Genomic DNA, 20119 nt, shown 5'->3' with positions numbered 1-20119 from the left:
CAACAGAGGATGTCATGACGTTGACCAAGTGGGCCCTGCCCCTGTTCTTTCTCTTCTTTTACCTGCTGCCGCTCGACCAGCGGCCGCTATGGAGCCCGGACGAAAACCGCTACGCCGAGATCAGCCGGGAGATGGTGAGCACCGGAGACTGGGTCGTGCCCCACTTCCTGGGCTTGCGCTACTTCGAGAAACCCATCGCCGGTTACTGGTTCAACAGCATCAGCCAGCAGCTGTTCGGTGACACCAACTTCGCCGTGCGCTTCGCCTCTGCCGCCGCCACCGGCCTGAGCGCCCTGCTGATCTGCTGGTTTGCCCTGCAGCTGTGGCAGTGCCGGCGCAAGGCCTTCCTGACCGGGCTCATCTATCTGTCGCTGCTGATCGTCTACGGCATCGGCACCTACAGCGTGCTGGACGCCATGGTGACCCTCTGGCTCAACGCCGCCATGGTGAGCTTCTACATCATTCGCAAGGAGGGCTCCCTTGGCAGCCGGGTCGGTGGCTATCTGCTGTTCGGCCTCGCCTGCGGCATGGGCTTTCTCACCAAGGGCTTCATCGCCCTGGCGGTGCCCGTGGTGGTCATCGTGCCCTACGTCATCTATCAGCGCCGCCTGCTCGAGCTGGTGCGCTTCGGGCCGCTGGCCATCCTGAGCGCGGTCCTGCTGGCCGCCCCCTGGGCCATCGCCGTGCACCTGCGCGAACCGGACTACTGGCACTACTTCTTCTGGGTTGAACACATCCAGCGCTTCGCCGCCGACAACGCCCAGCACAAGGCGCCGTTCTGGTACTACCTGCCCATGGGGCTGCTCGGCACCCTGCCCTGGCTCGGCCTGCTGCCAGGCGCCCTGCGCAAGGGCTGGCAGGAGCGCAAGATAAACCCGGAAACCCTCTACCTGCTGGCCTGGGTGATCCTGCCACTGCTGTTCTTCAGCATTGCCAAGGGCAAGCTGCTCACCTACATCCTGCCCTGCTTCGCCCCGCTCGCCATGCTGATGGCCGCCAGCGCCGTCGACCTGCTCAAGGAAGGGAAAGAGCGGGCCTTGCGGGTCAATGCCTGGTTGAACGGCCTGTTCGGCCTCATCTGCCTGGTGGTGCTGGCCGTGCTGGCGTTCTCCCCCAGCCACGCCGTCTATGGCGAGGAGGATCACGGTGCGCTGGCGGTGGCCATGGTCATCTTCGCCGGCTGGAGTCTGCTCGGCTTCCTCCAGTTGAAGGAGGTCAGCCGCCGCTGGATCCTGAGCGCGCTCTGCCCCATGGTGCTGGCCATCGGCCTGCCCTGGGCGCTGCCGCAATCGCTGATCGACTCCAAGCTGCCGGAGCGCTTCATCGAGGCCAATCAGGCCGTGCTGATGAAGTCGGGCACCCTGCTGGCCAACGACGTCGGACTGGCCTCCTCCCTCGCCTGGGGTACCCAGCGCAGCGAGATCAACCTGTTCGACAGCAAGGGCGAGGTGCATTACGGCCTCGGCTACCCGGATGCGGCGGGGCGCTACGTGGCCCGCGCCGACTTCCCGGCCTGGCTGGCACAAGCGCGCAAGAATGGGCAGGTAGCCCTGCTGATGAAGACCGATCGCGACGGCAACACCGGGCCCGTGCCCCCCGCCGACGAGACCATCGTCAGTCACCGACTGACCCTGCTCATCTACCACGGGGCCCAGTGATGGACATCCTGCTGCTGTTGCTGGTGTGCCTGCTGACCTGCAGCGGCCAGATGCTGCAAAAGCAGGCGGTCGTCAGCTGGCAGCGCCGGCCCTGCAACCACTGGCAGAAGCTGTGCTCACCCTGGCTCATCGCCAGCGTGGCGGCACTCGGCTGCGGCATGCTGCTCTGGATCTACCTGCTGCAGCGGCTGCCGCTCAGCATGGCCTACCCCATGCTCAGCATCAATCTGGTGCTGGTGCTGGTGGGTTCCAGGCTGTTCTTTCACGAGCAGATCAGCTACCACAACTGGCTGGGAGTGGGGGCCATCATAGTGGGCGCCCTGCTGCTGGGAGGCTTGCTATGAGCGATGATCATCCGCAGGCGGGCCAACCACCGGCCAGCCCTGCAAGAGCGGCGCTGAAGGGGTATCTCTACGTGCTCGGCAGCATCTTGCTGGTGACGGCCGCCCAGCTTGGCATGAAGTGGGGGGTGATCCAGCTGCCGACCTGGCAGATGGATCTTGCCGTGATGCTGGCCCATCCGCTGCCGCTGCTGGTGATCCTGGCCGGGGTGGGCTGCTACGCCCTGTCGCTGCTCTGCTGGTTGGCGGCACTGCACTCCACCCCGCTCAACATCGCCTACCCCCTGCTCAGCACCAGCTATGCGCTGGTCTACCTGCTGGCGGTCAACATCCCGCTCTTCGCCGAGCCACTGGAGCCCGGCAAGGCGCTCGGGGTGCTGTTCATTCTGCTAGGGGCCGTGCTGGTGGGGATCAAGCCTGCGGCCGGCACCAAGCAGGCCGGCTAGTTTTTCTCTTTGCTTGTCGCAAGGGCTGCCACGGCAGCCCTTTTTTGCGTCTGCCGCTGATGGAGGCACGCTGGCACGCCAGCGAAGCAGTTGCGCGATGGTACTGTCAGGTCGCACACTTGACCGCACTCGGAACATGCCTTTATAACGGAACTCCCAAGGAAGAGAGAATTCTATGTCGGCAAAGCATCCCATCATTGCGGTTACCGGTTCGTCCGGAGCCGGCACCTCCACCTCCACCAACGCCTTTCGCTCCATGTTTCATCAGCTCGGTTATCAGGCGGCCGTGGTGGAAGGGGACAGTTTTCATCGCTACACCCGCCCGGAAATGGACGTGGCGATCCGCAAGGCGCGCGAACAGGGGCGCCACATCAGCTATTTCGGCCCCGAGGCCAACGACTTCAGCCTGCTGGAGAGCTTCTTTCAGGAGTACGGCCAGAACGGCAGCGGTCAGTATCGTCGCTACCTGCACAGCTTCGACGAGGCGGTACCCTTCAACCAGATGCCGGGCACCTTCACCCCCTGGCAGAACCTGCCAAGCGACACCGATCTGCTGTTCTATGAAGGGCTGCACGGCGGCGTGGTCACCGATGAGCACAACGTGGCCCGCCACGTGGACTTCCTCATCGGGGTGGTGCCCATCGTCAACCTGGAGTGGATCCAGAAGCTCATTCGCGATACCTCGGAGCGCGGCCATTCCCGCGAGGCGGTGACCGACTCCATCGTCCGCTCCATGGACGACTACATCAACTTCATCACCCCCCAGTTCTCCCGCACCCACATCAACTTCCAGCGGGTGCCGACGGTGGATACCTCCAACCCCTTCAGCGCCAAGGTGATCCCGAGTCTGGACGAGAGTATGCTGGTGATACGGTTTCGCGGCATCAAGCAGGTGGATTTCCCCTACCTGCTGTCGATGATCGACGGATCCTTCATGTCACGGATGAACACCATCGTAGTGCCGGGCGGCAAGATGGGCTTCGCGATGGAGCTGATCCTGCGCCCGTTGATCCAGCAACTGATTGAAACCGGCAAGATCACCTGAGCCAAGGAGCTGATGATGCGGTTAGCGTTTATCTCTGTGGGATTGGCCGCCCTGCTGGGTGGCTGCAGCAGCGGCCCGGCCGCGCCGACCCTGGAAGCGGGCACCATGGTGGTGCGCCCGGCGGCCAGCTGGCCTTTCGGGGCGACGCCGCGCTATGCGCTGGCCGAGCAGTTCCAGTATGCCGGCGACAGCGCCGAAGGCTGGCTGGAGCCGGTGCAACAGGCGGTCAATCAGGAGCTGGGGCGCAAGGGCTGGCAGAGCGTGCCCCTCGACGAGGCCGATGTGTGGGTCGCCATCGGGGTGGCCGGCAGCAAGGATCTGAGCGATGGCGAGATCTTCGCCCGCCTCGGCATGACCCCTGGGCTGCAGGCCAAGGCCGATGCCCGCAAGGGTACCCTGGCCATCGTGCTGCTCGACCGGCGCACCCAGCAGGCGGTGTGGAGCAGCGCCATCTCCCTGGCCAGCGACGTGGCCATCGCCGAAGGGGAGCGTCAGCAACTGAGCCAGCAACTGGCCGCCAAGATGCTCAACGCCCTGCCGCACTGACCCCCAATATGCAAAACGGCCTGCATTGAGCAGGCCGTTGTCATCACACCATGACGATCACTTGCGCTGGCAAGTCAGCAGGGTTACCCCTTTCTGGCTGAGGATGGCCTGCTTCTCCTGATTCCAGAAGGTGGTCACACCGTCGGAATACTTGGCACCGGACTCCGCCTCGACCCGGCCCAGCTTGTGATAGACCCCGGCATAGGGGAACTGCACCATGTCGGCCTGGGCATCATAGGTCACGGCCAGCAACTCCTCACCGCACTGATACTGGCTGTACTGGTACTGGGTCGGTTGCGGCATGCTGCAGGCTGCCAGCCCCAGCAGGGGGAGTAACGCTATCATCTTTTTCATTGCACTTTCCTTATGTCATGGTGTTATTCGATCGGAAGAGCCACTGCTATCAGGCTTCAAGAATTTGATAACTATGGGTAATTTCTACCGCTTTTTCCAACATCAGGGAAACTGAACAATATTTTTCCATCGACAGATCCACCGCACGGGCCACCTGCTTTTCGGCCAGCCCCTTGCCGGTCACCACGAAGTGGAGGTGGATCTTCTCGAATACCCGCGGCACCGAGTCAGCCCGCTCTCCGGCCAGCTCCACATGGCAGGCGGTCACGGATTGACGCGCCTTCTCCAGGATGGAGACCACGTCGATCGAGCTGCAACCGCCCACCGCCAGCAGGATCATCTCCATCGGGCTGGCACCTTCGCCGGGGTTGGCACCGTCCAGGGTCACCTTGTGACCGGACTCACTCTCGCCCACAAACTGCATGCCTTCCACCCAGCTGACCTTGGCTTTCATTTCACATTTCCTCTTGATGACGACAGATCTGACTGACATAGCATACCGCAGACGACGCGACAGCGGCACATATCCGCCATTTTCACGAACTTCCTGACTAACTAGATCAAAATCAACATCTGATGCCCCCATCTTCCCTACAATGGCGAACGGAACGCAGCAGGGGTTGCAAGGGGAGCTGGCAAAAGCCCTCAAAGCCTTGTCAGCACAGACAAAGGCTCTTATCCTACTGCGACTAATACAAGGAATGGCAAGGTTGGCAGCTTGCCCGGACGCACGAGTCCATAAAAAGACACTACAGAGGAATTCTCATGGTCATTGGCAAACCGCAAAGCGATCCCACCCTGGAATGGTTCTTGTCGCACTGCCACATTCATAAGTATCCCGCCAAGAGCACCCTGATCCACGCGGGTGAGAAAGCGGAAACCCTCTACTACATCGTCAAGGGCACTGTGGCCGTCTTGATCAAGGACGATGAAGGCAAGGAGATGATCCTCTCCTATCTGAACCAGGGCGACTTCCTGGGCGAGATGGGGATGTTCGAGGAGAGCGAAAACCCGGAGCGTTCCGCCTGGGTGCGTGCCAAAGGTTCCTGTGAAGTGGCCGAGATCTCCTACAAGAAGTTCCGCCAGCTGATCCAGGTCAACCCGGAAATCCTGATGCGCCTCTCCGGCCAGATGGCGGCCCGCCTGCAGCACACCAGCCAGAAAGTCGGCAACCTCGCCTTCCTGGACGTGACCGGCCGGATCGCCCAGACCCTGCTGAACCTGGCCAAGCAGCCGGATGCCATGACCCACCCGGATGGCATGCAGATCAAGATCACCCGTCAGGAGATAGGCCAGATCGTCGGCTGCTCCCGTGAAACCGTCGGCCGGATCCTCAAGATGCTCGAAGAGCAGGAGCTGATCTCCGCCCACGGCAAGACCATAGTGGTGTTCGGCACTCGCTGATCCCGCGACTGGCGGCCCCGCACTGGGTCACCGGATAAAAAAGGCTGCTACGGCAGCCTTTTCTGATCGTCTCCCCTATAATCCCGAACGCCCCTGTCGTCATGGCCTTCGCCAAGAGAAATCCTATGCACCTGCAATGCCCTATCTGTCGCAGCCCGCTGCAACTTCATGAAGCCTCCCGCGGGGTCTACTGCGCCAACAAGCACCACTTCGATCCCGCGCCGGAAGGCTATCTGGATCTCATCCCCGGCAAGAAGAATCCCAAGGACAGCGACAGCCGCGCTCTGATGCGCGCCAAGCGCCACTTCCTCGAGCAGGGCCACCAGTTGCCGCTGGTCGAGGCGATAGCCAGCCTGCTTGCCCCCCTCGAACCGCGCGAGCTGATCCACCTGGGCTGTGGTGAGGGTTACTACTGCCGGACCCTGGCCGAGCGCCTGCCGGGCTGGCAATTTGCCGGCGTCGACATCGCCAAGAACACCATCTTTGCCGCCAACAAGGCGCAGCCGGACGCTCAGTTCGTCATCGCCGATCCGGCCCGCGCGCCGATCCTGCCGGGCACGGCCCAGCTGCTGCTGGTCAACGATCTCAAGGTCAAGACCGAGCAGCTGGTCAGCTGGCTGGCACCGGGCGGCTACCTGCTCTACCTGCAACCCGGCCCCCGCCACCAGTGGCAACTGAGGGTCAGCCTCAACCCGGTCAGCATGGAGCACCCGCTGAGCTGGCCGAGCCTGGCCGGCCTCAACCCCATGGGTCAGCTGCGCTGCCAGTTCAGCATGCAGATGGACCAGGGGCTGCGCAGCTTCATCCTGGAGACCAGCCGCCTCGGCTGGCGCGCCAGCGGTGAACAGCGCCACGCCTTCAGCCATCAGGGACCGGACGAGCTGGAGCAGGATCTGCTGCTGAGCCTGTGGCAAAAGCCGCTGTGAGCGAACTCACTTCATGAAAAAAGGCCCTGACGGGCCTTTTTTATTGCGCGGAGATGCCGTTACAGCTTGATCCAGGCATCGCTCCAGGCCGTGCCCTTGCCGGGCTCATAGGCCCAGGCTGCGCCGGCACACCAGCCGGTGTAGGGATGGGGCTTGCACTGGTAGTTGCCGCCCAGGTTGCTCACCTTGTCACCGGCCTTGTAGGAGGTGCCCTCCTTGTAGGGCGGGTTGCCATCCGGCGGCGTGGTACCGCCACTGCCCTTGATCAGGATCTCGTGGGTGGCGCTGCGGCTCAGCCCCTTGTCGTCGGTCACCTTGAGCACGAAGCCGTAGCGGGTGTCGCTGGTCGGGGTCGGCGGCAGGATGGCGCTCAGGGTGGACTGCGTCAGATCCGAGGCGCTGGCCCCGGCAGGCAGGGTCCAGGCGTAGCTGAGGGGCTTGCCTTCCGGATCGCTCGAGCCCTGGCCGGAGAGCAGCACGGTAGCGCCGCCCAGCGCCTCGCTCGGGCCGCTGATGCTGGCCACCGGCGGCAGGTTGGTGCCACCGCCGTTGTCCTCGATCACCACCTCGGGGAAGAAGTGCTGCACACAGCGGCTGTAGTCACGTTCCTTGAACGCGCTGAAGCGGGTCTGGTAGCCCACCAGCTTGCAGGCGTAGCTCTTGCCACCGTTGGGGTTGCCCGGCACATAGCTCCAGTCGTTCTCCCAGTAGATGGGCAGGGCGCCGGCGCCGGCCTCGTCAAAGACCTTCATGTTCTTGCAACCGAGCACCTCGTCGGCAGGCACCGGCACGCCCAGATACTGGGCCTGGGCCTGGTAGTAGGTGATCCGGTTCTGGGACTGGGCATGCTCGGCCGCACCGCCGCACTCCACCCCGCCGTTGATGATCTGGGTGGTCACCCCGAAGCCCGGCACCAGGCCGTTCTGCCGGTCGTGGGCGTTGGGCTGCCAGGTGCCGTCGATCACGTGCAGCATGGAGGGCTTGGGCGGCTGTGGATAGACGAAGAAGAACACGGCGCTGGCCAGGTTGAGCCAGGTGTCTGCCACTTTCTCCGGGTTGTCCAGCAGGGTGCGCACAGTGCCGAACATGGCCTCGGAGAAGGGGCCGTAGTTGTAGTTGTACGACAGCTGCTTGGCGCCACGACCGAAGTAGCTCTTGAATTCGCCGTTGTCGAATTTGCCGCACGGCCACTGCTGACCCTGCCACACATCCGGCCGGCACTCGGCGTTGTAGCCTCCGCGCATCTGCTCGGTCCAGCCCATCTCCCGCACCCACACCAGGCCCTGACGCCACTCGGGCTCGGGGCGCCAGCTCTCGTGGCCGCCGGTCTCCTGGGCGAAGTGGGCGAACATGGTGGCCAGCGACTTGCGGCAGATGGCCTCGGCGTTGCGCCCGTCGCTGTAGTCGCCGCAGAAGGCCGGGAACTTGGCCACCGCCTGCAGGAAGCCGCGATAGGTGTACTCCGGCGCCCGCAGCGGGAACAGGAAGTTGAACTGCGACTCGCTGAGCAGCCCCTCCACCCGTTTGACGTTGGCGGGGTTGAGCGGCAGGCCGGGGGCCACCGCCTCGACCACGGCGTTGTCACGGGTGGCGATGGAGGCCTTGACCGCCGTCATGGCCGGGAAGTCGGTGAGCGCATGCTCCCTGGCATCCAGCTCGCTCTGGCTCAGGTAGACGGTGCTGCCGTCAGCGGCGCCGCTGCCTCCCTGCGTAGGCGGAGCAATGCCCTCCCCGTCACCCGGTGGCGTCGCTTCCCCCGCCCCCAGCAGGGCCCACGGAGAATCCCACTCGTTGGCGACCTGCACGCCCGGGCTCTGGCCCGGATTGGCATACCATTTGGCCTCGTAGATCTGGCCGTTGAAACTGACCTGGCTGCCGCCGCCATAGCCCTGATTGATGTCATAGGCGCTGGCGGCCCACAGCTGACCGCTCAGACAGAGCCCGGCCAGCAGGGTGGCCACAGAGGACTTTCTTGTCATCATATTTACCTCTTGCTTGATGAAAGGCGGGGCTTGGCCCCCGCCAGTGGCACCTCGCATTGCGCGAGGAGAAAGGAGAAAAACACTCAGCGCGCCGCCAGCGGCATGCCGTTGACCGTGTAGCCGAGCCCGGCCGGGGCCGGGGCAAGCTGGGCATCGGCCTGTGACTGGTTGCGGCACAGCACGCTGGCGCTGCGCGGCTCGCTCGCGCTCGGCACGTTGACGTGGAACTTGTTCATCACGCTGGCGCTCAGCCGGTGATTGGCCAGCTTGAAGCGCAGCAGGCCGTCGCGGGTCTCCACCTGCAACTGGCAGTCACTGTTGCCGAGCCGCTCGCCGTCATCGCCATAGGCAAAGCCGTAGGCGCCGTGCAGGGTCGGATAGAGGTAGCTCGGCAACTGACCCTGCGGGTCGTAGTAACCGACCAGGGTGGTCACCGGCACCCCGAAGGCGGCGGGCTTGCGATCAGCCGCCAGATCCGTCGGCGCCCCCTCGTTCCAGCGGCTGCCGTCGGAGCGGTAGCTCTTCTTGAAGCCGCGCGAGACGGTGATCTGCTGGCCGTTGATGAAGAGGGTGCTGTTGTAGCCGGCGTTGTGGTCGATGCTGACGATGCGGCCGCGATTGACCGCCGAGGCGGTCGGCAGCTGGATGTTGCGGGTCCAGTTGCCATCCCACATGGCCACCTTGACCAGATCGTACTCGGCCAGCAGGGCGGCCAGCTTGACCTCTCCCAGATCGCTCACCGGCGCGGTGATCTGCTCGGCGAGATCGACCCGGTGGCGGTAGGGCTCCATCCTGGCCTGGCTTTCGTTCCACTTGCTGAAACCGGTGGGGGATGCTGCGTCGAACACCGCCTTGCTCTCGAGGAAACGCTGGATGATGGCGGCCGAATTTGGGGTGTAGAGGGTGAAGCGGTTGAAGCCGGAGAGCGGCTCGCCGCCGGCCATGGCATCGAAGCCGAACTTGCGGCCATCAAACGGGGCCTGGCACTGACCATCGAGGCAGGCGCTCTGGCCGCTGCGGCTCGCAAAGAAGTTGGGGATGAAGCGGTTCTTGTCGCCATCCCAGCCCCAGGTGGCATTGATCTGATCGGCGCTGCGGTGCACCGAGCCGGCAAAGCCGCCCACGTAGTGGCCGAGACCGTAGTTGTGGCCCACCTCGTGGCTGAACTCGTTGCCAAGGGAGGCGTCAAGGGTGACGATGCCGCCCCCGCCGGAGCCGCCGTGCACCTGCACCCCGTTGGCGTACTTGCCGCGGCTGTTGTGGGCCGCCAGCTGGGCCACCACGTAGGGATGGCTGTTCTCCCCCTCCCCGGCGGTGCTGTTGATGCCGTAGTTGGCATTGTCGATGCCAAGGGAGATGAGCTCCTTGCCGATGCGCTGGCGCATGGTGCCGCTGTGCCAGCCCCCCTCGCTCGGATCAAAGTCGGTGAGCAGGGTGCCATCCGGCAGCATCACTTCCGGCAGCGACAGCGGCGCATACTGGCTGACGATGAGTCGGCTGGCGGGAATGGTCTGGAAGTACTCCCGCTGGGCTTCTTTATCTTTGGCAAAGGCGAACTGGTCGCGCGGGCTGGTCAGCATGCCGATGTCGATGGTGTGGATCAGCAGCTCCCCCGGCGCCCCTACCTTGAGGTCGCTCAGCTCGCCGCTCAGATCCCCCTGGCTCAGTCGCAGGGTGAGGCCGGGCATGATCCACTCGGCCGGCAGCACGGCGCTCCAGGCATCGCTGGCATAGGTGATGCCGTTGTTTTCCAGCTCGCCATCGCGGATCCACTGGCCGCGCACGAATTTGAACTGCTGGCTCTGGCCGCGGGAGATTGTTACCTGGCCGCCACTGAAGTAGACGGTGGAGTTGTAGCCGGCATTGGAGGCGAGGCGCACCATCTTGCCCTCCAGGCTCGCGTCGCGCGGCAGGTGGATGTCGCGCACCCAGCGGCCATCGGCGGTCTGGATGGTGACCAGGGCATGGGGCTGCAACTTGCCGAGCAGGAAGGCGCCGCTTGGATCGCTCAACCTGGCCAGCTCGCTGCTGCTGTTGATGACGGCACTGGTGCCGGGACCCGGGGTGAAGTCGACCCCCTCCTCCGGCGTTCCTTCCAGGTAGTAGGCGGTCTTGGGCAGGCGGGAGGGGGGATCCAGCGTGAGGCTGCCGAGCAGCTTGCCGGCGCCGTCGCGGGCCTCGAGCGCCAGCGGCGCCTGGTTGCCGGCCTGCAGCGGGCGTACCAGCAGCAGGCTCTTGCGCAGGGCGGTGAGGCGGGGCTGGTTGTCCCCCTCCCGCGGGTGGGCGGGCAGGATCTGGCTCTGGGCAAACTGGATGCTGGCCAGCAGCGACCCCTGCAGATCGTTCTGCGGACGGGTGGCGTCAAAGACCAGCGGAGCGGGTGGCTGAACGGCGGCCAGCAGCGGGCCGCTTGCCAGGGCTGCGCCGATCAGGCAGGCAAGACGTGTAGTGCATGTGGTCATGGTGGTGCTCTTTGTTGTTATGGGGAAAAAAGGGGGCATGCCTGGCATGCCCCGATGGGTTTTACGGTGAGGTTATTTGCAGCTGGCGGCGCCGATGTCCTGCCAGACGTCGTGCTTGCCGGGCTCGTTGCCGCGGGTCCAGTACTGGGCCTTCCACTGGCGACCGTTGTGGGTGGTCACGTCTCCGGCGTTGTAGGCAACGCTGGCATCCCAGCCCAGCTGCACCTGGCTTATCAGCTTCCACTGATCGGCGGTGCGGCTCGGTTCATTGCCCTGAGTCCAGTATTTGGCCTGCCACACCAGCTGGTTGTGGCTCACCTTCTCGCCACCGTTGTAGGTGGTCGAGGCCTTCCAGGCCGGCCAGTTGGCGGCATCCGGATCGGTGGCGTTGCAGTCGCCGCCACCGCTGACCGGGGTCACGGTGAGGCGGGTCTTGCCCTGGGCATCCAGGGCGCCGTCGGTCACGGTGACGGTGAGGTCATAACCGGTCTCCACGGTGACGCTGGGGCCCGTCACCACCAGGGTCTTGCTGTTCTGACCGCTGGCGGTGAGCCCGGCCGGCACGCTCCACTGATAGCTCAGGGTGTCGCCGTTGGGGTCGGTGGCGCTGGCGGTGATGCTCACCTGCTTGCCGGCCTGCACCGAGACCTTGTCCTGCACCGTGACGACCGGCGGCAGGTTGGGTTGCGGTGCCTTGTTGGTCACCACCACCTGATCCTTGGCGCTGAGATTGTGGTCATCGGTCACGGTCAGCTCGAACACCAGATTGACGTCCTGGCTCACCGCATCGACGCTCACCTTGGCCTTGGCCTGGGTGGCATCGCTCAGGGTCGCCTTGGGACCGGATATCTGGGCCCAGCTGTAGCTCAGCACCGCCCCTTCCGGATCGCGGGAGGAGGAACCGTCCAGCACCAGCTGGGCCGGCCCGGTCACCGCGAGATCGGTGCCGGCGTTGGCCACCGGCGGCTTGTTGACCGGCGGTGTGCTATCGCCGTGGCCCAGCCCCTCGTGCATGGCGTTGAGAATGTCGCCGTTGTCGGCGTCGATTTCCCAGGCGAACATGCCGCCGAGCTGGTTGGCCAGCACGTACTGCCCCTTGGCCTTGACCGAGCGCTCGTCATCGAAGGTGATGAGCTCGCCGGTGGAAGCCTTGAACACGGACGGTGCCTCGGCCACTTCGTCATAGCTGTACTGCCAGTCGCCGGCCATCTTGCCCTTGGCGATGCCGCGGTAGTCGATGACCCCCTTCTCCCAGATCCCTTCCGCTTCGGTTCCCGCAATCGGGCCGGTGGCGGTGCCGGTGAAGGGGTTGTTGCCCTGATACCCGCTGACGCCGGTCCAGCCGCGACCATACATGGCGGCACCCACCACCACCTTGCCCGGCTCTACGCCCTGCCCCAGCAGCGCCTTGACCCCCTTGTCGGTGGTGTACTTGGTGTTGGGATCCCAGCTCGACTCGTAGAGCGCGGTCTGGTGACCCAGCCCGGTGTTGGTCCAGGCGCCGTTGAAGTCGTAGCTCATCAGGAAGATGTGATTCATGTATTGCTGGGCGGCGCGATAGTCCACCTTGGCAATCTTGTCACCGCCGGCGCTGATGGCGGAGGTGAGCTCATAGGTGCGGCCCGTCTCTGCGCTCAGCTCGTCGAGCATGGCGCGCAGCTCCTTCATCAGCAGCACATAGGTCTCGCCGTCGGAGGGGCTGCCGAGGTTGGGGTTGGCCCCGAGGCCGCCCGGGAATTCCCAGTCGATATCCACCCCGTCGAAGAATTTCCAGGTCTGCAGATACTCCTTCACCGAGGCGACGAAAGTGTCGCGCTTGGTCTTGTCACCGAAGAAGAAGAAGGGGTCGGAGAGGGTCCAGCCACCGATGGAGGGGAGGATCTTCAGGTCCGGATAGGCCTTCTTGAGCGCCATCAGGTTGCCGAAGTTGCCCTTGTAGGGTTCGTCATAGGCGGTGAGATTGCCCTGCCCCATCTGGATGGCGGCCCAGGGATCATGGATGGATACCTTGAAGTCCTCGCGGCCGGCACAGGAGCGCTGCAGCGCCTCGAAGCTGCCGGAGATCTCTTTCAGGCTGTCGTTGATGCCGTTGCCACCGCAGATCGGGGTGAAGCCGTAGAGGATGTGGGTCAGGTTCTGGGCCGGGATCTTGTCCACGGTGAACTTGCGACCATAGACCCCCCACTCCACGTAGTAGGCCCCCATCACCTTGCCGGTCTTGTTGACATAGGGCTTGTTGTTCTCCTTGAGCGGCGCCTTGAGCGGCAGCAGATGGCTGCCGTCGGTGTCGGCCACCAGGATCTCTTTCTTGTCGGAGAGGGTGCAGCCGTCGGCGTTGCACAGCGCCACCTGCATCTGGTAGCGGCCCCCCTTGGTGACCTTGAAGTTGGCGGTGCCGGAGGCGGACGCGGCGCCGGACCACACCTCCTTGCCGTCGAGCAGTACCTTGGCGGTCTGGCCGACATCACCGGACCAGAGGTTCCAGCTCACGCTGACCGGCGCGCCATCGGCGTGCACCTTGACCAGCTTGTTGTAGGAGGTGGCAGCTTGATCCACTTCGACGATGGCGAACTTGGTTTCCCCCCAGCCGATGGTGGGTTTGCCGGGGGCGGCAGCGAAGGCGGAGGAGGCACACAGACCCCCGACCAACAACGCCAGTACGGAGGGTTTTGGACTTAACATAGTTGAATATCCTTATTTCGTTCTTGGAATAGATAACGAAAAAGGCAACGCAACCTGACAGGTAACGCAGACAACATCGCACCATGGCTTGGCCCATGGACGAAACAACCTGTGGTGGCCCCGCTATCTTAGGTACTGCTGACCCTTAGACCGGAAGCTTTGCGTCCCGGACTTTCATCCGGTTTGCCTTTTGCACAACTTGATTTGCGACAAAAATAATCGCGACCTGACTATAAGGGAGTCAAAGGAGGGAGGGCAAACCCCCGAACGGTTATTAATAAACCACTTTTTATCGAAAATGAGCCTCAAACGAGAAGAAAAGGCGCTTTTTTGTGTCAGAAAGTGCCGATCTTGCTGGCTGGGGGTCGTCGATTAAAATTCGGACGAATTCCCGGTTTCGTGATCATCATCAAGTTTGGCCGGCCGCAAGATGCTGTTCATCAGCGCCCGCAGCTTGAGCGGCTTGACCGGTTTGCTGATGTAGCCGTAGCCGTGTTCGCGGATCTGCGCCTGCAGCTCGCTCTTGCGATCCGCACTGATGATGATGCCGCCGATGTCGTTGCCGTGGGCCAGGCGCAGCATGTGCAGCGCCTGCAGCCCGGTCTTGCCGTCGTCCAGATGGTAATCGGACAGCACCAGCTGCGGCAGGAAGCCGCCGGCGATGAGATCCTCCGCCTGGGCCAGGCTCTGGGCACAGACCACCTCGCAGCCCCAGCGTCCCAGCAGGGAGTGCATGGCGATCAGGATGTCGCTCTCGTTGTCGATGCAGAGCACCCGGCTCCCCTCCAGCTGGCTGTCGCGCTGGGTGGGGGCCGCCACCTGCGTCGTTGCGACAGGACGGGTCGCCAGATTGAGGGTGATGGCAAACACCGAGCCCGCCCCCGGCCAGCTGCGCAGGGTCAGGTTGTGGCCGAGCACCAGGGCAATGCCGCGGGCGATGGCAAGGCCGAGCCCCAACCCCTGCTCCCGCGCGGTGCGGGAGTGATCGAGGCGGGAGAACTCGTCGAAGATCGCCTCCTGCTTGTCGGCCGGAATGCCGGGGCCGTTGTCCCACACCTCGATGCGCACCTTGTCGCCAAGCCGGCGGCAGCCGAGCAGCACCCGCCCGCCCGGGTTGTAGCGAAAGGCGTTGGTGAGGAAGTTTTGCAGCACCCGCCGCAGCAGGCGCACGTCGCTGTAGACCGCCACACCGCTCTCCACCACCGAGAACTGGATCCCCCCCGCCTGCGCCAGCACGCCGAACTCCGCCTTGAGGTTGTCGAACACGTCGCGCAGGGCGAAATCCAGCTTCTTGGCCTTGAACTTGCCCGCTTCGAGCCGCGAGATGTCGAGCAGATCGGTGATGAGATCCTCGGTCGCCCCCAGCGCGTCATCGATGTGGCGGGCGATGCGGGCCGGCTCGTCCGCCGGCGGCAGCATCTCCAGCAGGGAGGAGGTAAACAGCTTGGCGGCGTTGAGGGGCTGGGTCAGGTCGTGGCTCACCGCCGCCAGGAAGCGGCTCTTGGAGTGGTTGGCCCGCTCCACCTGCTGGTTCACCAGCAGCAGCTGGCGGTTGAGCTCGGAGAGCTCGTGGGTGCGCTCGGCCACCCGCGCCTCCAGGTGTTCGTTGGCCTCGCGCAGCACCCGCTCGGCATCGCGAAACGGGGTGATGTCGGTAAAGGTCATCACGAAACCGCCCGCCGGCATGGGGTTGCCCTGCATCTCGATCACCCGGCCATCGGGGCGCTCACGGGCCGAGATATGCTGGCTGCCGCGCTGCATGAAGGCGACCCGCCGCGCCACGTGAGCCTCGACATCGCCCGGGCCGCACAGCCCCTGCTCGGCGTTGTAGCGGATGATCTCCTCGATGGGGCGCCCCACCTGGATGAGGCCGGGCGGATAGTGGAACAGCTCGATGTAGCGCCGGTTCCAGGCCACCAGCTTGAGCTCCCGGTCCACCACCGAGATCCCCTGCCCCATGTGTTCGATGGCCCCCTGCAGCAGGCCACGGTTGAAGCGAAACACGTCGGAGGCCTCGTCCACTATGGTGGCGATCTCTTCGAGCTGCATGTTGCGCCCCTGCAGGGCCGAGGCCAGCACCAGGCGGGCGGACGAGGTGCCGAACACCCCGGCCAGCAGCCGCTCGGTGTGGGCAATCAGCTCGGCGGAGGCCTGCATCTGGGGCGCCAGGGTGCCGCCCCGCTCGCCGGCGAAGCGACCGAAGGCCCGCTTGACCCGGCTCGAGCCGACGAAGCGGGCCGCCAGCATCTCCAGCTCCTTGACCGAGACCCGCGCCTGATAGAGCGCCGTGGTGTCGCGGCTCGGCTTGCCGACGAAGTTGGCCGCCTGCAGCCGCTCGCTCACCGCCGCCTGCGACAGCAGGGAGCCCGCCACATAGCCGATGAGGTTGAGCAGCAGGCTCAGGAAGATACACCAGGCCCCCAGACTGAGATCGCGAAACGCGGGCCAGTCGGGCGGCGCCAGCAGGGCCGCCAGCGGCGAGCCGGCCAGCAGGCCGCTCTCCGCCAGCAGGGTGGCGAACCAGAGGCTGACCCCGAGGGCGAGACCGAGGTAGACCCCCTTGCGATTGCCGTGCCGCCAATAGAGGCCGAGCAGCAGCGCCGGGGCGAACTGGGCCACGGCACCGAACGACAGGTAGCCGATGCGCGACAGGCTGGTGAGATCTCCGAGCCAGAGGTAGAGCCCCCAGGCTGCCAGCAGGATCAGCAGGATAGCGCCGCGGCGCACCTGCAGCAGCAGGCGCACCAGCCGCTCGTCCCGCCCCTGCTGCCAGAAGCGGCGCAGCAGCACCGGCAGCACCAGATCGTTGCTGACCATGATGGCCAGCGCTATCGTGCAGACGATCACCATGCCGGTGGCCGCCGAGGTGCCGCCAAGAAACGCCAGCAGCGCCATGCCGTCGAAACCGAGCGACATGGGCAGGCTGATCACATAGGTATCCGAAGCCATGCCGGCCCCTACCCACTGCTTGCCCGCCAGCGCCAGCGGCCAGATGAACAGCCCCATCACGAACAGGTAGAGCGGAAACAGCCAGCGCGCCCAGTGCAGATCCTGGCCCTGGTTGTTCTCCACCACGGTCACGTGAAACTGGCGCGGCAGGCAGATGACGGCGCACATGGCGACCAGGGTGTAGATGGCGAGCTCCAGCAGGCTGCCCGGCGTCACCGCCACCACCGCATCGAGAAAGTCGCTGGCCACCAGGGTGCGAGCCTGGCTCGGCTTGCTGAGGATAAGCCAGAGCGCAAAGCCCCCCACCGCCATGAAGGCGAGCAGCTTGACCACGGATTCGAAGGCGATGGCCACCACCATGCCGCGGTGGTGCTCGGTGGCGTCCAGATGGCGGGTGCCGAACAGGATGCTGAACAGGGCCAGCAGCAGGGCCACGCCGAGGGCCAGCCCGGCGGTATTGCCGGTGGGGCCGGCAGGCACAGAGTTGGCCATCAGCAGATCCAGCCCTGTGACGATGGCTTTCAGCTGCAACACCAGGTACGGCAGTATGCCCATGATGGCGATCAGCGCGATCACCATGGCCAGGCGCTGGGACTTGCCGTAACGGGCGGCGATGAAGTCGGCGATGGAGGTGATGTGCTCGCGCTTGGCCACCAGGATGAGGCGGGCCAGCAAGCGCCACCCGAACAGGAACACCAGCATGGGCCCCAGATAGATGGGCACCGGTGACCAGGGCGACTCGCTGGCCTGGCCCACCGTACCGAAGAAGGTCCAGGAGGTGCAATAGACCGCCAGCGACAGGCTGTAGAGCAGGGGCTGCCCCTTTAAACGGCGACGTTTGTTCTTGTCCGCCACGTAGGCGATCAAAAACAGCAGCCCCAGATAGGAGAGCGACAATCCGATCAGCAACCATCCCTGGTGCATCTGTAACCTCTTGTCCGTGTTGAAGATTCAAGCGCAGCAGCAGCCAGTCTAGAGAGCCGCCCGAAAAATGTCATCCTCTTATTGCAGCAAGAATTTATCGTTTTTCAATAAAAAACGGTTGAATAAATATCGAAAAACGATAAACATCTAGCTGTGTTTATTGATAAACAATAATTCGGTGCTGCGCGTGGCCCACCCTTTCACTCCAAGAGGTAAGCGATGAAACACAACAAGCTCGAACGCATGAGCAATCTGATCGAATGGATCCTGCTGTTCGCCCTGCTGGCCACCCCGCTCATGACGGTCATGGGAGTCTGGTCCCAGCTGCTCGGCGGCAGAGACTACCTGCAGCAGGAGCTGATCGACGCACTGGCGGTGCAAGACAGTTCGGTGCTCAACCATGTCCCCCTGACCATGGCACAGCCGGCGCTGGCCAGCACGGCTCCCTCGATTGCCGACTACCCCCTCAGCCTGGGCACCCGTCTGCTGGGCACCCTGGTGATGCTGCTGCCGGATCTGGTGTTCATGCTGATGCTGTGGCAGCTGCTCCAGCTGTTTCGCGGCTATCGGCAGGCCATGCTGTTCACCTTCAGCCAGATCCGCCGCTACCAGTTGATCGGCCTGCTGCTCTGTGTCAGTTTCGTCACCAAAATCATCACCACCCCGCTGCTGGACCTAGTGCTCACCCTGCCGGGCCCCGAGCTGCACGGCCAGATCAACATAGGTTCATCGGACTTCCAGTTGCTGCTGGCCGGGCTGATCGTATCGGCGCTGGCGCTGGTGATGCGCGAGGCCAAGCGGCTGGCCGATGAACAACAACTGACGGTGTGAGGAACCCATGCCCATCATCATCCGACTCGATGCCCTGCTGGCCGAACGCAAAATGACTGCCCGCGAGCTGGCCCTGCGGGTCAACATCACCGAGGCCAACCTCTCCATCCTGAAAAACGGCCATGCCAAGGCGGTTCGCTTCTCCACCCTGGAGGCGATCTGCCGCGAACTGGGCTGCCAGCCCGGGGATCTGCTGGCCTTTGAGCAGGAGTCCTGAGCCAGCCATCACCATGCAACAAGGGGAGCCGAGGCTCCCCTTTTTCGTTGCTGATCAATGTGGTTGCGAACCGGATAGGGCCACTCAGACGGCCTTCAGCTCGCCCTCCCGCAGGCGCAGCACGAACACCGGCAGCACCACCAGCACCATCAGGAAGAAGATGCCGCCCCCCAGCGGTTCGAACAGCAGGCCGCACAAGGTCATCAGGGCGGCCACCGTCATGCCGAGCCCCAGCGCCGCATAGAGCGCCTGGGTCGGGATCAGCTGCTCGGCCGGCAGCTGACGGGTCATGAAGCGCACGGCTCCGAGGTGGCTGACGCAGAAGGTGACCGCATGCAGCAGCTGACCCGCCACCAGCACCAGCAGCTCGGTGGAGGCACCGAGCAGGATCCAGCGCACCACGCAGCCCAGCGCCCCCACCAGAAACAGGGTCTGGGCGCCGAAGCGGTTGAGGAAGCGCTTGTCGGCGGCAAACATGCCGATCTCCGCCACCACCCCCAGCGCCCACAGATAACCTATGGTGGTGCCGCTGTAACCCGCCGCCTTCCAGTGCATGGCGCTAAAGCCGTAGTAGGCGGCGTGACTGCCTTGCAGCAGGGCCGAGATCAGCAGAAAACGGCGCACCGAGGGGGACTTGAGGGTATCGAGCAGGGAGGCCTTGGCCCGCTCGCCCTGAATGTCCTGCGGCGCCGGGTGCAGCGGCAGCCAGCTCAGCAGCAGCATCAGCAGCAGCCCGGCCACCATGGTGTGCAGTATCCAGTCGCTGCCAAAATTCCCCACCAGCGCCCCCACCAGGGTCGAGGCGACGATGAAGGCGAACGAGCCGCACAGGCGCACCTTGCCGTAGTCGAGGTGTGCCTGCACCACCATGCGGGTGGCCAGCGCCTCCCCCACCGGCATCAGGGTCGGGTAGATGAAGTTCGCCACCAGGGTCAGCCCCACCAGCCACCAGAGGTTGTGGCTGAGGTAAAAGCCGAGGAAGGCCAGCAGACTGAGCAGGCAGAGCAGGCGGGTGACCGGCAGCAGGTGCCCCGCCCCCTTGATCTGCCCCATCACCATCAGATTGCCGGCAAAGCGGATCGCCATGCCCGCGCCGAGCAGCAGGCCGATCATCTCGGCGCTCACCCCGATCCCCTCCAGCCAGAGCGACCAGAACGGCAGATAGGCACCGTAGACGAAGTAGAAAGCGCCAAAAAACAGGGCTAACCAGGAGAAGGCGGGCATAGATCCTCGACACTGAGAAACGGGGGCACAAATGATAACCGATTTGTCGGTGGGGATCCTGCGATCCCGGGTGGGACGCCGCACAGATAATAATGAAAAACATCAATAAAATTGAACTATTGGCGCAA

At 64.2% G+C, this 20119-nt stretch carries 16 protein-coding genes and 1 riboswitch; of the genes, 9 read left to right on the top strand and 7 right to left on the bottom strand.

What is annotated here, in order from left to right:
• Nucleotides 1-14 precede the first annotated feature (14 nt).
• The 5 genes from arnT (at nucleotide 15) to OKC29_RS10745 (ending at nucleotide 4036) form a co-directional block, all read left to right on the top strand.
• Nucleotides 15-1658 (top strand): lipid IV(A) 4-amino-4-deoxy-L-arabinosyltransferase, encoded by a 1644-nt coding sequence (arnT, locus tag OKC29_RS10765; protein WP_073349061.1) that lies wholly within the window; start codon nucleotides 15-17, stop codon nucleotides 1656-1658.
• Nucleotides 1658-2002 (top strand): EamA family transporter, encoded by a 345-nt coding sequence (locus OKC29_RS10760; RefSeq protein ID WP_041218461.1) that lies wholly within the window; start codon nucleotides 1658-1660, stop codon nucleotides 2000-2002. Before arnT ends, OKC29_RS10760 begins: the two co-directional genes overlap by 1 nt.
• Nucleotides 1999-2445: a 4-amino-4-deoxy-L-arabinose-phosphoundecaprenol flippase subunit ArnF gene (gene arnF, locus OKC29_RS10755; protein ID WP_073349059.1), complete on the top strand. Its 447-nt coding sequence runs from the start codon at nucleotides 1999-2001 to the stop codon at nucleotides 2443-2445. Before OKC29_RS10760 ends, arnF begins: the two co-directional genes overlap by 4 nt.
• Before the next feature lie 175 nt (nucleotides 2446-2620).
• Nucleotides 2621-3490: a phosphoribulokinase gene (locus OKC29_RS10750; protein ID WP_073349057.1), complete on the top strand. Its 870-nt coding sequence runs from the start codon at nucleotides 2621-2623 to the stop codon at nucleotides 3488-3490.
• 15 nt (nucleotides 3491-3505) lie between these two features.
• The gene (locus OKC29_RS10745; RefSeq protein ID WP_011704919.1) at nucleotides 3506-4036 is read left to right on the top strand and encodes a DUF4136 domain-containing protein; all 531 of its coding nucleotides are present in this window, start codon (nucleotides 3506-3508) and stop codon (nucleotides 4034-4036) included.
• Nucleotides 4037-4093: 57 nt separating this feature from the next.
• Here OKC29_RS10745 and OKC29_RS10740 read toward each other — a convergent pair whose 3' ends face one another.
• Together OKC29_RS10740 and OKC29_RS10735 are read right to left on the bottom strand one after the other, a co-directional pair.
• Nucleotides 4094-4390, bottom strand: a complete 297-nt coding sequence (locus OKC29_RS10740) for an MliC family protein (protein WP_011704918.1) — start codon at nucleotides 4388-4390, stop codon at nucleotides 4094-4096.
• 49 nt (nucleotides 4391-4439) lie between these two features.
• Nucleotides 4440-4844, bottom strand: a complete 405-nt coding sequence (locus tag OKC29_RS10735) for an OsmC family protein (protein ID WP_162275621.1) — start codon at nucleotides 4842-4844, stop codon at nucleotides 4440-4442.
• 311 nt (nucleotides 4845-5155) lie between these two features.
• Here OKC29_RS10735 and crp point away from each other — a divergent pair, with 311 nt between their 5' ends.
• Together crp and OKC29_RS10725 are read left to right on the top strand one after the other, a co-directional pair.
• Nucleotides 5156-5794, top strand: a complete 639-nt coding sequence (crp, locus tag OKC29_RS10730; protein ID WP_011704916.1) for a cAMP-activated global transcriptional regulator CRP — start codon at nucleotides 5156-5158, stop codon at nucleotides 5792-5794.
• 125 nt (nucleotides 5795-5919) lie between these two features.
• Nucleotides 5920-6720: a putative RNA methyltransferase gene (locus tag OKC29_RS10725; RefSeq protein WP_073349053.1), complete on the top strand. Its 801-nt coding sequence runs from the start codon at nucleotides 5920-5922 to the stop codon at nucleotides 6718-6720.
• A gap of 59 nt (nucleotides 6721-6779) precedes the next feature.
• On the opposite strand, the gene OKC29_RS10720 is transcribed toward OKC29_RS10725, so the two are convergent.
• The 4 genes from OKC29_RS10720 to OKC29_RS10705 all read right to left on the bottom strand — a co-directional run bounded on the left by OKC29_RS10720 (nucleotide 6780) and on the right by OKC29_RS10705 (nucleotide 17719).
• Complete coding sequence (locus OKC29_RS10720; protein ID WP_278254829.1) at nucleotides 6780-8702, bottom strand: glycoside hydrolase family 19 protein; 1923 nt, start codon at nucleotides 8700-8702, stop codon at nucleotides 6780-6782.
• A gap of 83 nt (nucleotides 8703-8785) precedes the next feature.
• Complete coding sequence (locus OKC29_RS10715) at nucleotides 8786-11164, bottom strand: M66 family metalloprotease (RefSeq protein WP_073349049.1); 2379 nt, start codon at nucleotides 11162-11164, stop codon at nucleotides 8786-8788.
• A gap of 72 nt (nucleotides 11165-11236) precedes the next feature.
• Complete coding sequence (locus tag OKC29_RS10710; protein ID WP_029303808.1) at nucleotides 11237-13846, bottom strand: glycosyl hydrolase family 18 protein; 2610 nt, start codon at nucleotides 13844-13846, stop codon at nucleotides 11237-11239.
• 110 nt (nucleotides 13847-13956) lie between these two features.
• Nucleotides 13957-14044, bottom strand: a riboswitch (cyclic di-GMP riboswitch).
• A gap of 174 nt (nucleotides 14045-14218) precedes the next feature.
• Complete coding sequence (locus OKC29_RS10705; RefSeq protein WP_073349047.1) at nucleotides 14219-17719, bottom strand: hybrid sensor histidine kinase/response regulator; 3501 nt, start codon at nucleotides 17717-17719, stop codon at nucleotides 14219-14221.
• Nucleotides 17720-17938: 219 nt separating this feature from the next.
• Between OKC29_RS10705 and OKC29_RS10700 the strand changes: the two genes are divergently transcribed.
• Nucleotides 17939-18550, top strand: coding sequence for a DUF2975 domain-containing protein (locus tag OKC29_RS10700; protein ID WP_073349046.1), 612 nt, complete (start codon nucleotides 17939-17941; stop codon nucleotides 18548-18550).
• Nucleotides 18551-18557: 7 nt separating this feature from the next.
• Nucleotides 18558-18767 carry a helix-turn-helix domain-containing protein gene (locus OKC29_RS10695; RefSeq protein WP_011704909.1) on the top strand — a complete coding sequence of 70 codons (210 nt, stop codon included), beginning with the start codon at nucleotides 18558-18560 and terminating at the stop codon, nucleotides 18765-18767.
• A gap of 84 nt (nucleotides 18768-18851) precedes the next feature.
• On the opposite strand, the gene OKC29_RS10690 is transcribed toward OKC29_RS10695, so the two are convergent.
• Nucleotides 18852-19991 carry a 3-phenylpropionate MFS transporter gene (locus tag OKC29_RS10690; protein ID WP_073349044.1) on the bottom strand — a complete coding sequence of 380 codons (1140 nt, stop codon included), beginning with the start codon at nucleotides 19989-19991 and terminating at the stop codon, nucleotides 18852-18854.
• Nucleotides 19992-20119 lie beyond the last annotated feature (128 nt).

Origin of the sequence: Aeromonas sp. QDB34, assembly GCF_027705405.1 — a bacterium.
Classification (GTDB): domain Bacteria; phylum Pseudomonadota; class Gammaproteobacteria; order Enterobacterales; family Aeromonadaceae; genus Aeromonas; species Aeromonas hydrophila.
The sequence above is the reverse complement of the archived record's forward strand: the minus strand, read 5'-3'. Positions and strand labels throughout refer to the sequence as shown.

Coding starts and splice junctions, on each gene's coding strand:
- arnT (WP_073349061.1), top strand. CDS start 15: ATGACGTTGACCAAGTGGGCCCTGCCCCTGTTCTTTCTCTTCTTTTAC.
- OKC29_RS10760 (WP_041218461.1), top strand. CDS start 1,658: ATGGACATCCTGCTGCTGTTGCTGGTGTGCCTGCTGACCTGCAGCGGC.
- arnF (WP_073349059.1), top strand. CDS start 1,999: ATGAGCGATGATCATCCGCAGGCGGGCCAACCACCGGCCAGCCCTGCA.
- OKC29_RS10750 (WP_073349057.1), top strand. CDS start 2,621: ATGTCGGCAAAGCATCCCATCATTGCGGTTACCGGTTCGTCCGGAGCC.
- OKC29_RS10745 (WP_011704919.1), top strand. CDS start 3,506: ATGCGGTTAGCGTTTATCTCTGTGGGATTGGCCGCCCTGCTGGGTGGC.
- OKC29_RS10740 (WP_011704918.1), bottom strand. CDS start 4,390: ATGAAAAAGATGATAGCGTTACTCCCCCTGCTGGGGCTGGCAGCCTGC.
- OKC29_RS10735 (WP_162275621.1), bottom strand. CDS start 4,844: ATGAAAGCCAAGGTCAGCTGGGTGGAAGGCATGCAGTTTGTGGGCGAG.
- crp (WP_011704916.1), top strand. CDS start 5,156: ATGGTCATTGGCAAACCGCAAAGCGATCCCACCCTGGAATGGTTCTTG.
- OKC29_RS10725 (WP_073349053.1), top strand. CDS start 5,920: ATGCACCTGCAATGCCCTATCTGTCGCAGCCCGCTGCAACTTCATGAA.
- OKC29_RS10720 (WP_278254829.1), bottom strand. CDS start 8,702: ATGATGACAAGAAAGTCCTCTGTGGCCACCCTGCTGGCCGGGCTCTGT.
- OKC29_RS10715 (WP_073349049.1), bottom strand. CDS start 11,164: ATGACCACATGCACTACACGTCTTGCCTGCCTGATCGGCGCAGCCCTG.
- OKC29_RS10710 (WP_029303808.1), bottom strand. CDS start 13,846: ATGTTAAGTCCAAAACCCTCCGTACTGGCGTTGTTGGTCGGGGGTCTG.
- OKC29_RS10705 (WP_073349047.1), bottom strand. CDS start 17,719: ATGCACCAGGGATGGTTGCTGATCGGATTGTCGCTCTCCTATCTGGGG.
- OKC29_RS10700 (WP_073349046.1), top strand. CDS start 17,939: ATGAAACACAACAAGCTCGAACGCATGAGCAATCTGATCGAATGGATC.
- OKC29_RS10695 (WP_011704909.1), top strand. CDS start 18,558: ATGCCCATCATCATCCGACTCGATGCCCTGCTGGCCGAACGCAAAATG.
- OKC29_RS10690 (WP_073349044.1), bottom strand. CDS start 19,991: ATGCCCGCCTTCTCCTGGTTAGCCCTGTTTTTTGGCGCTTTCTACTTC.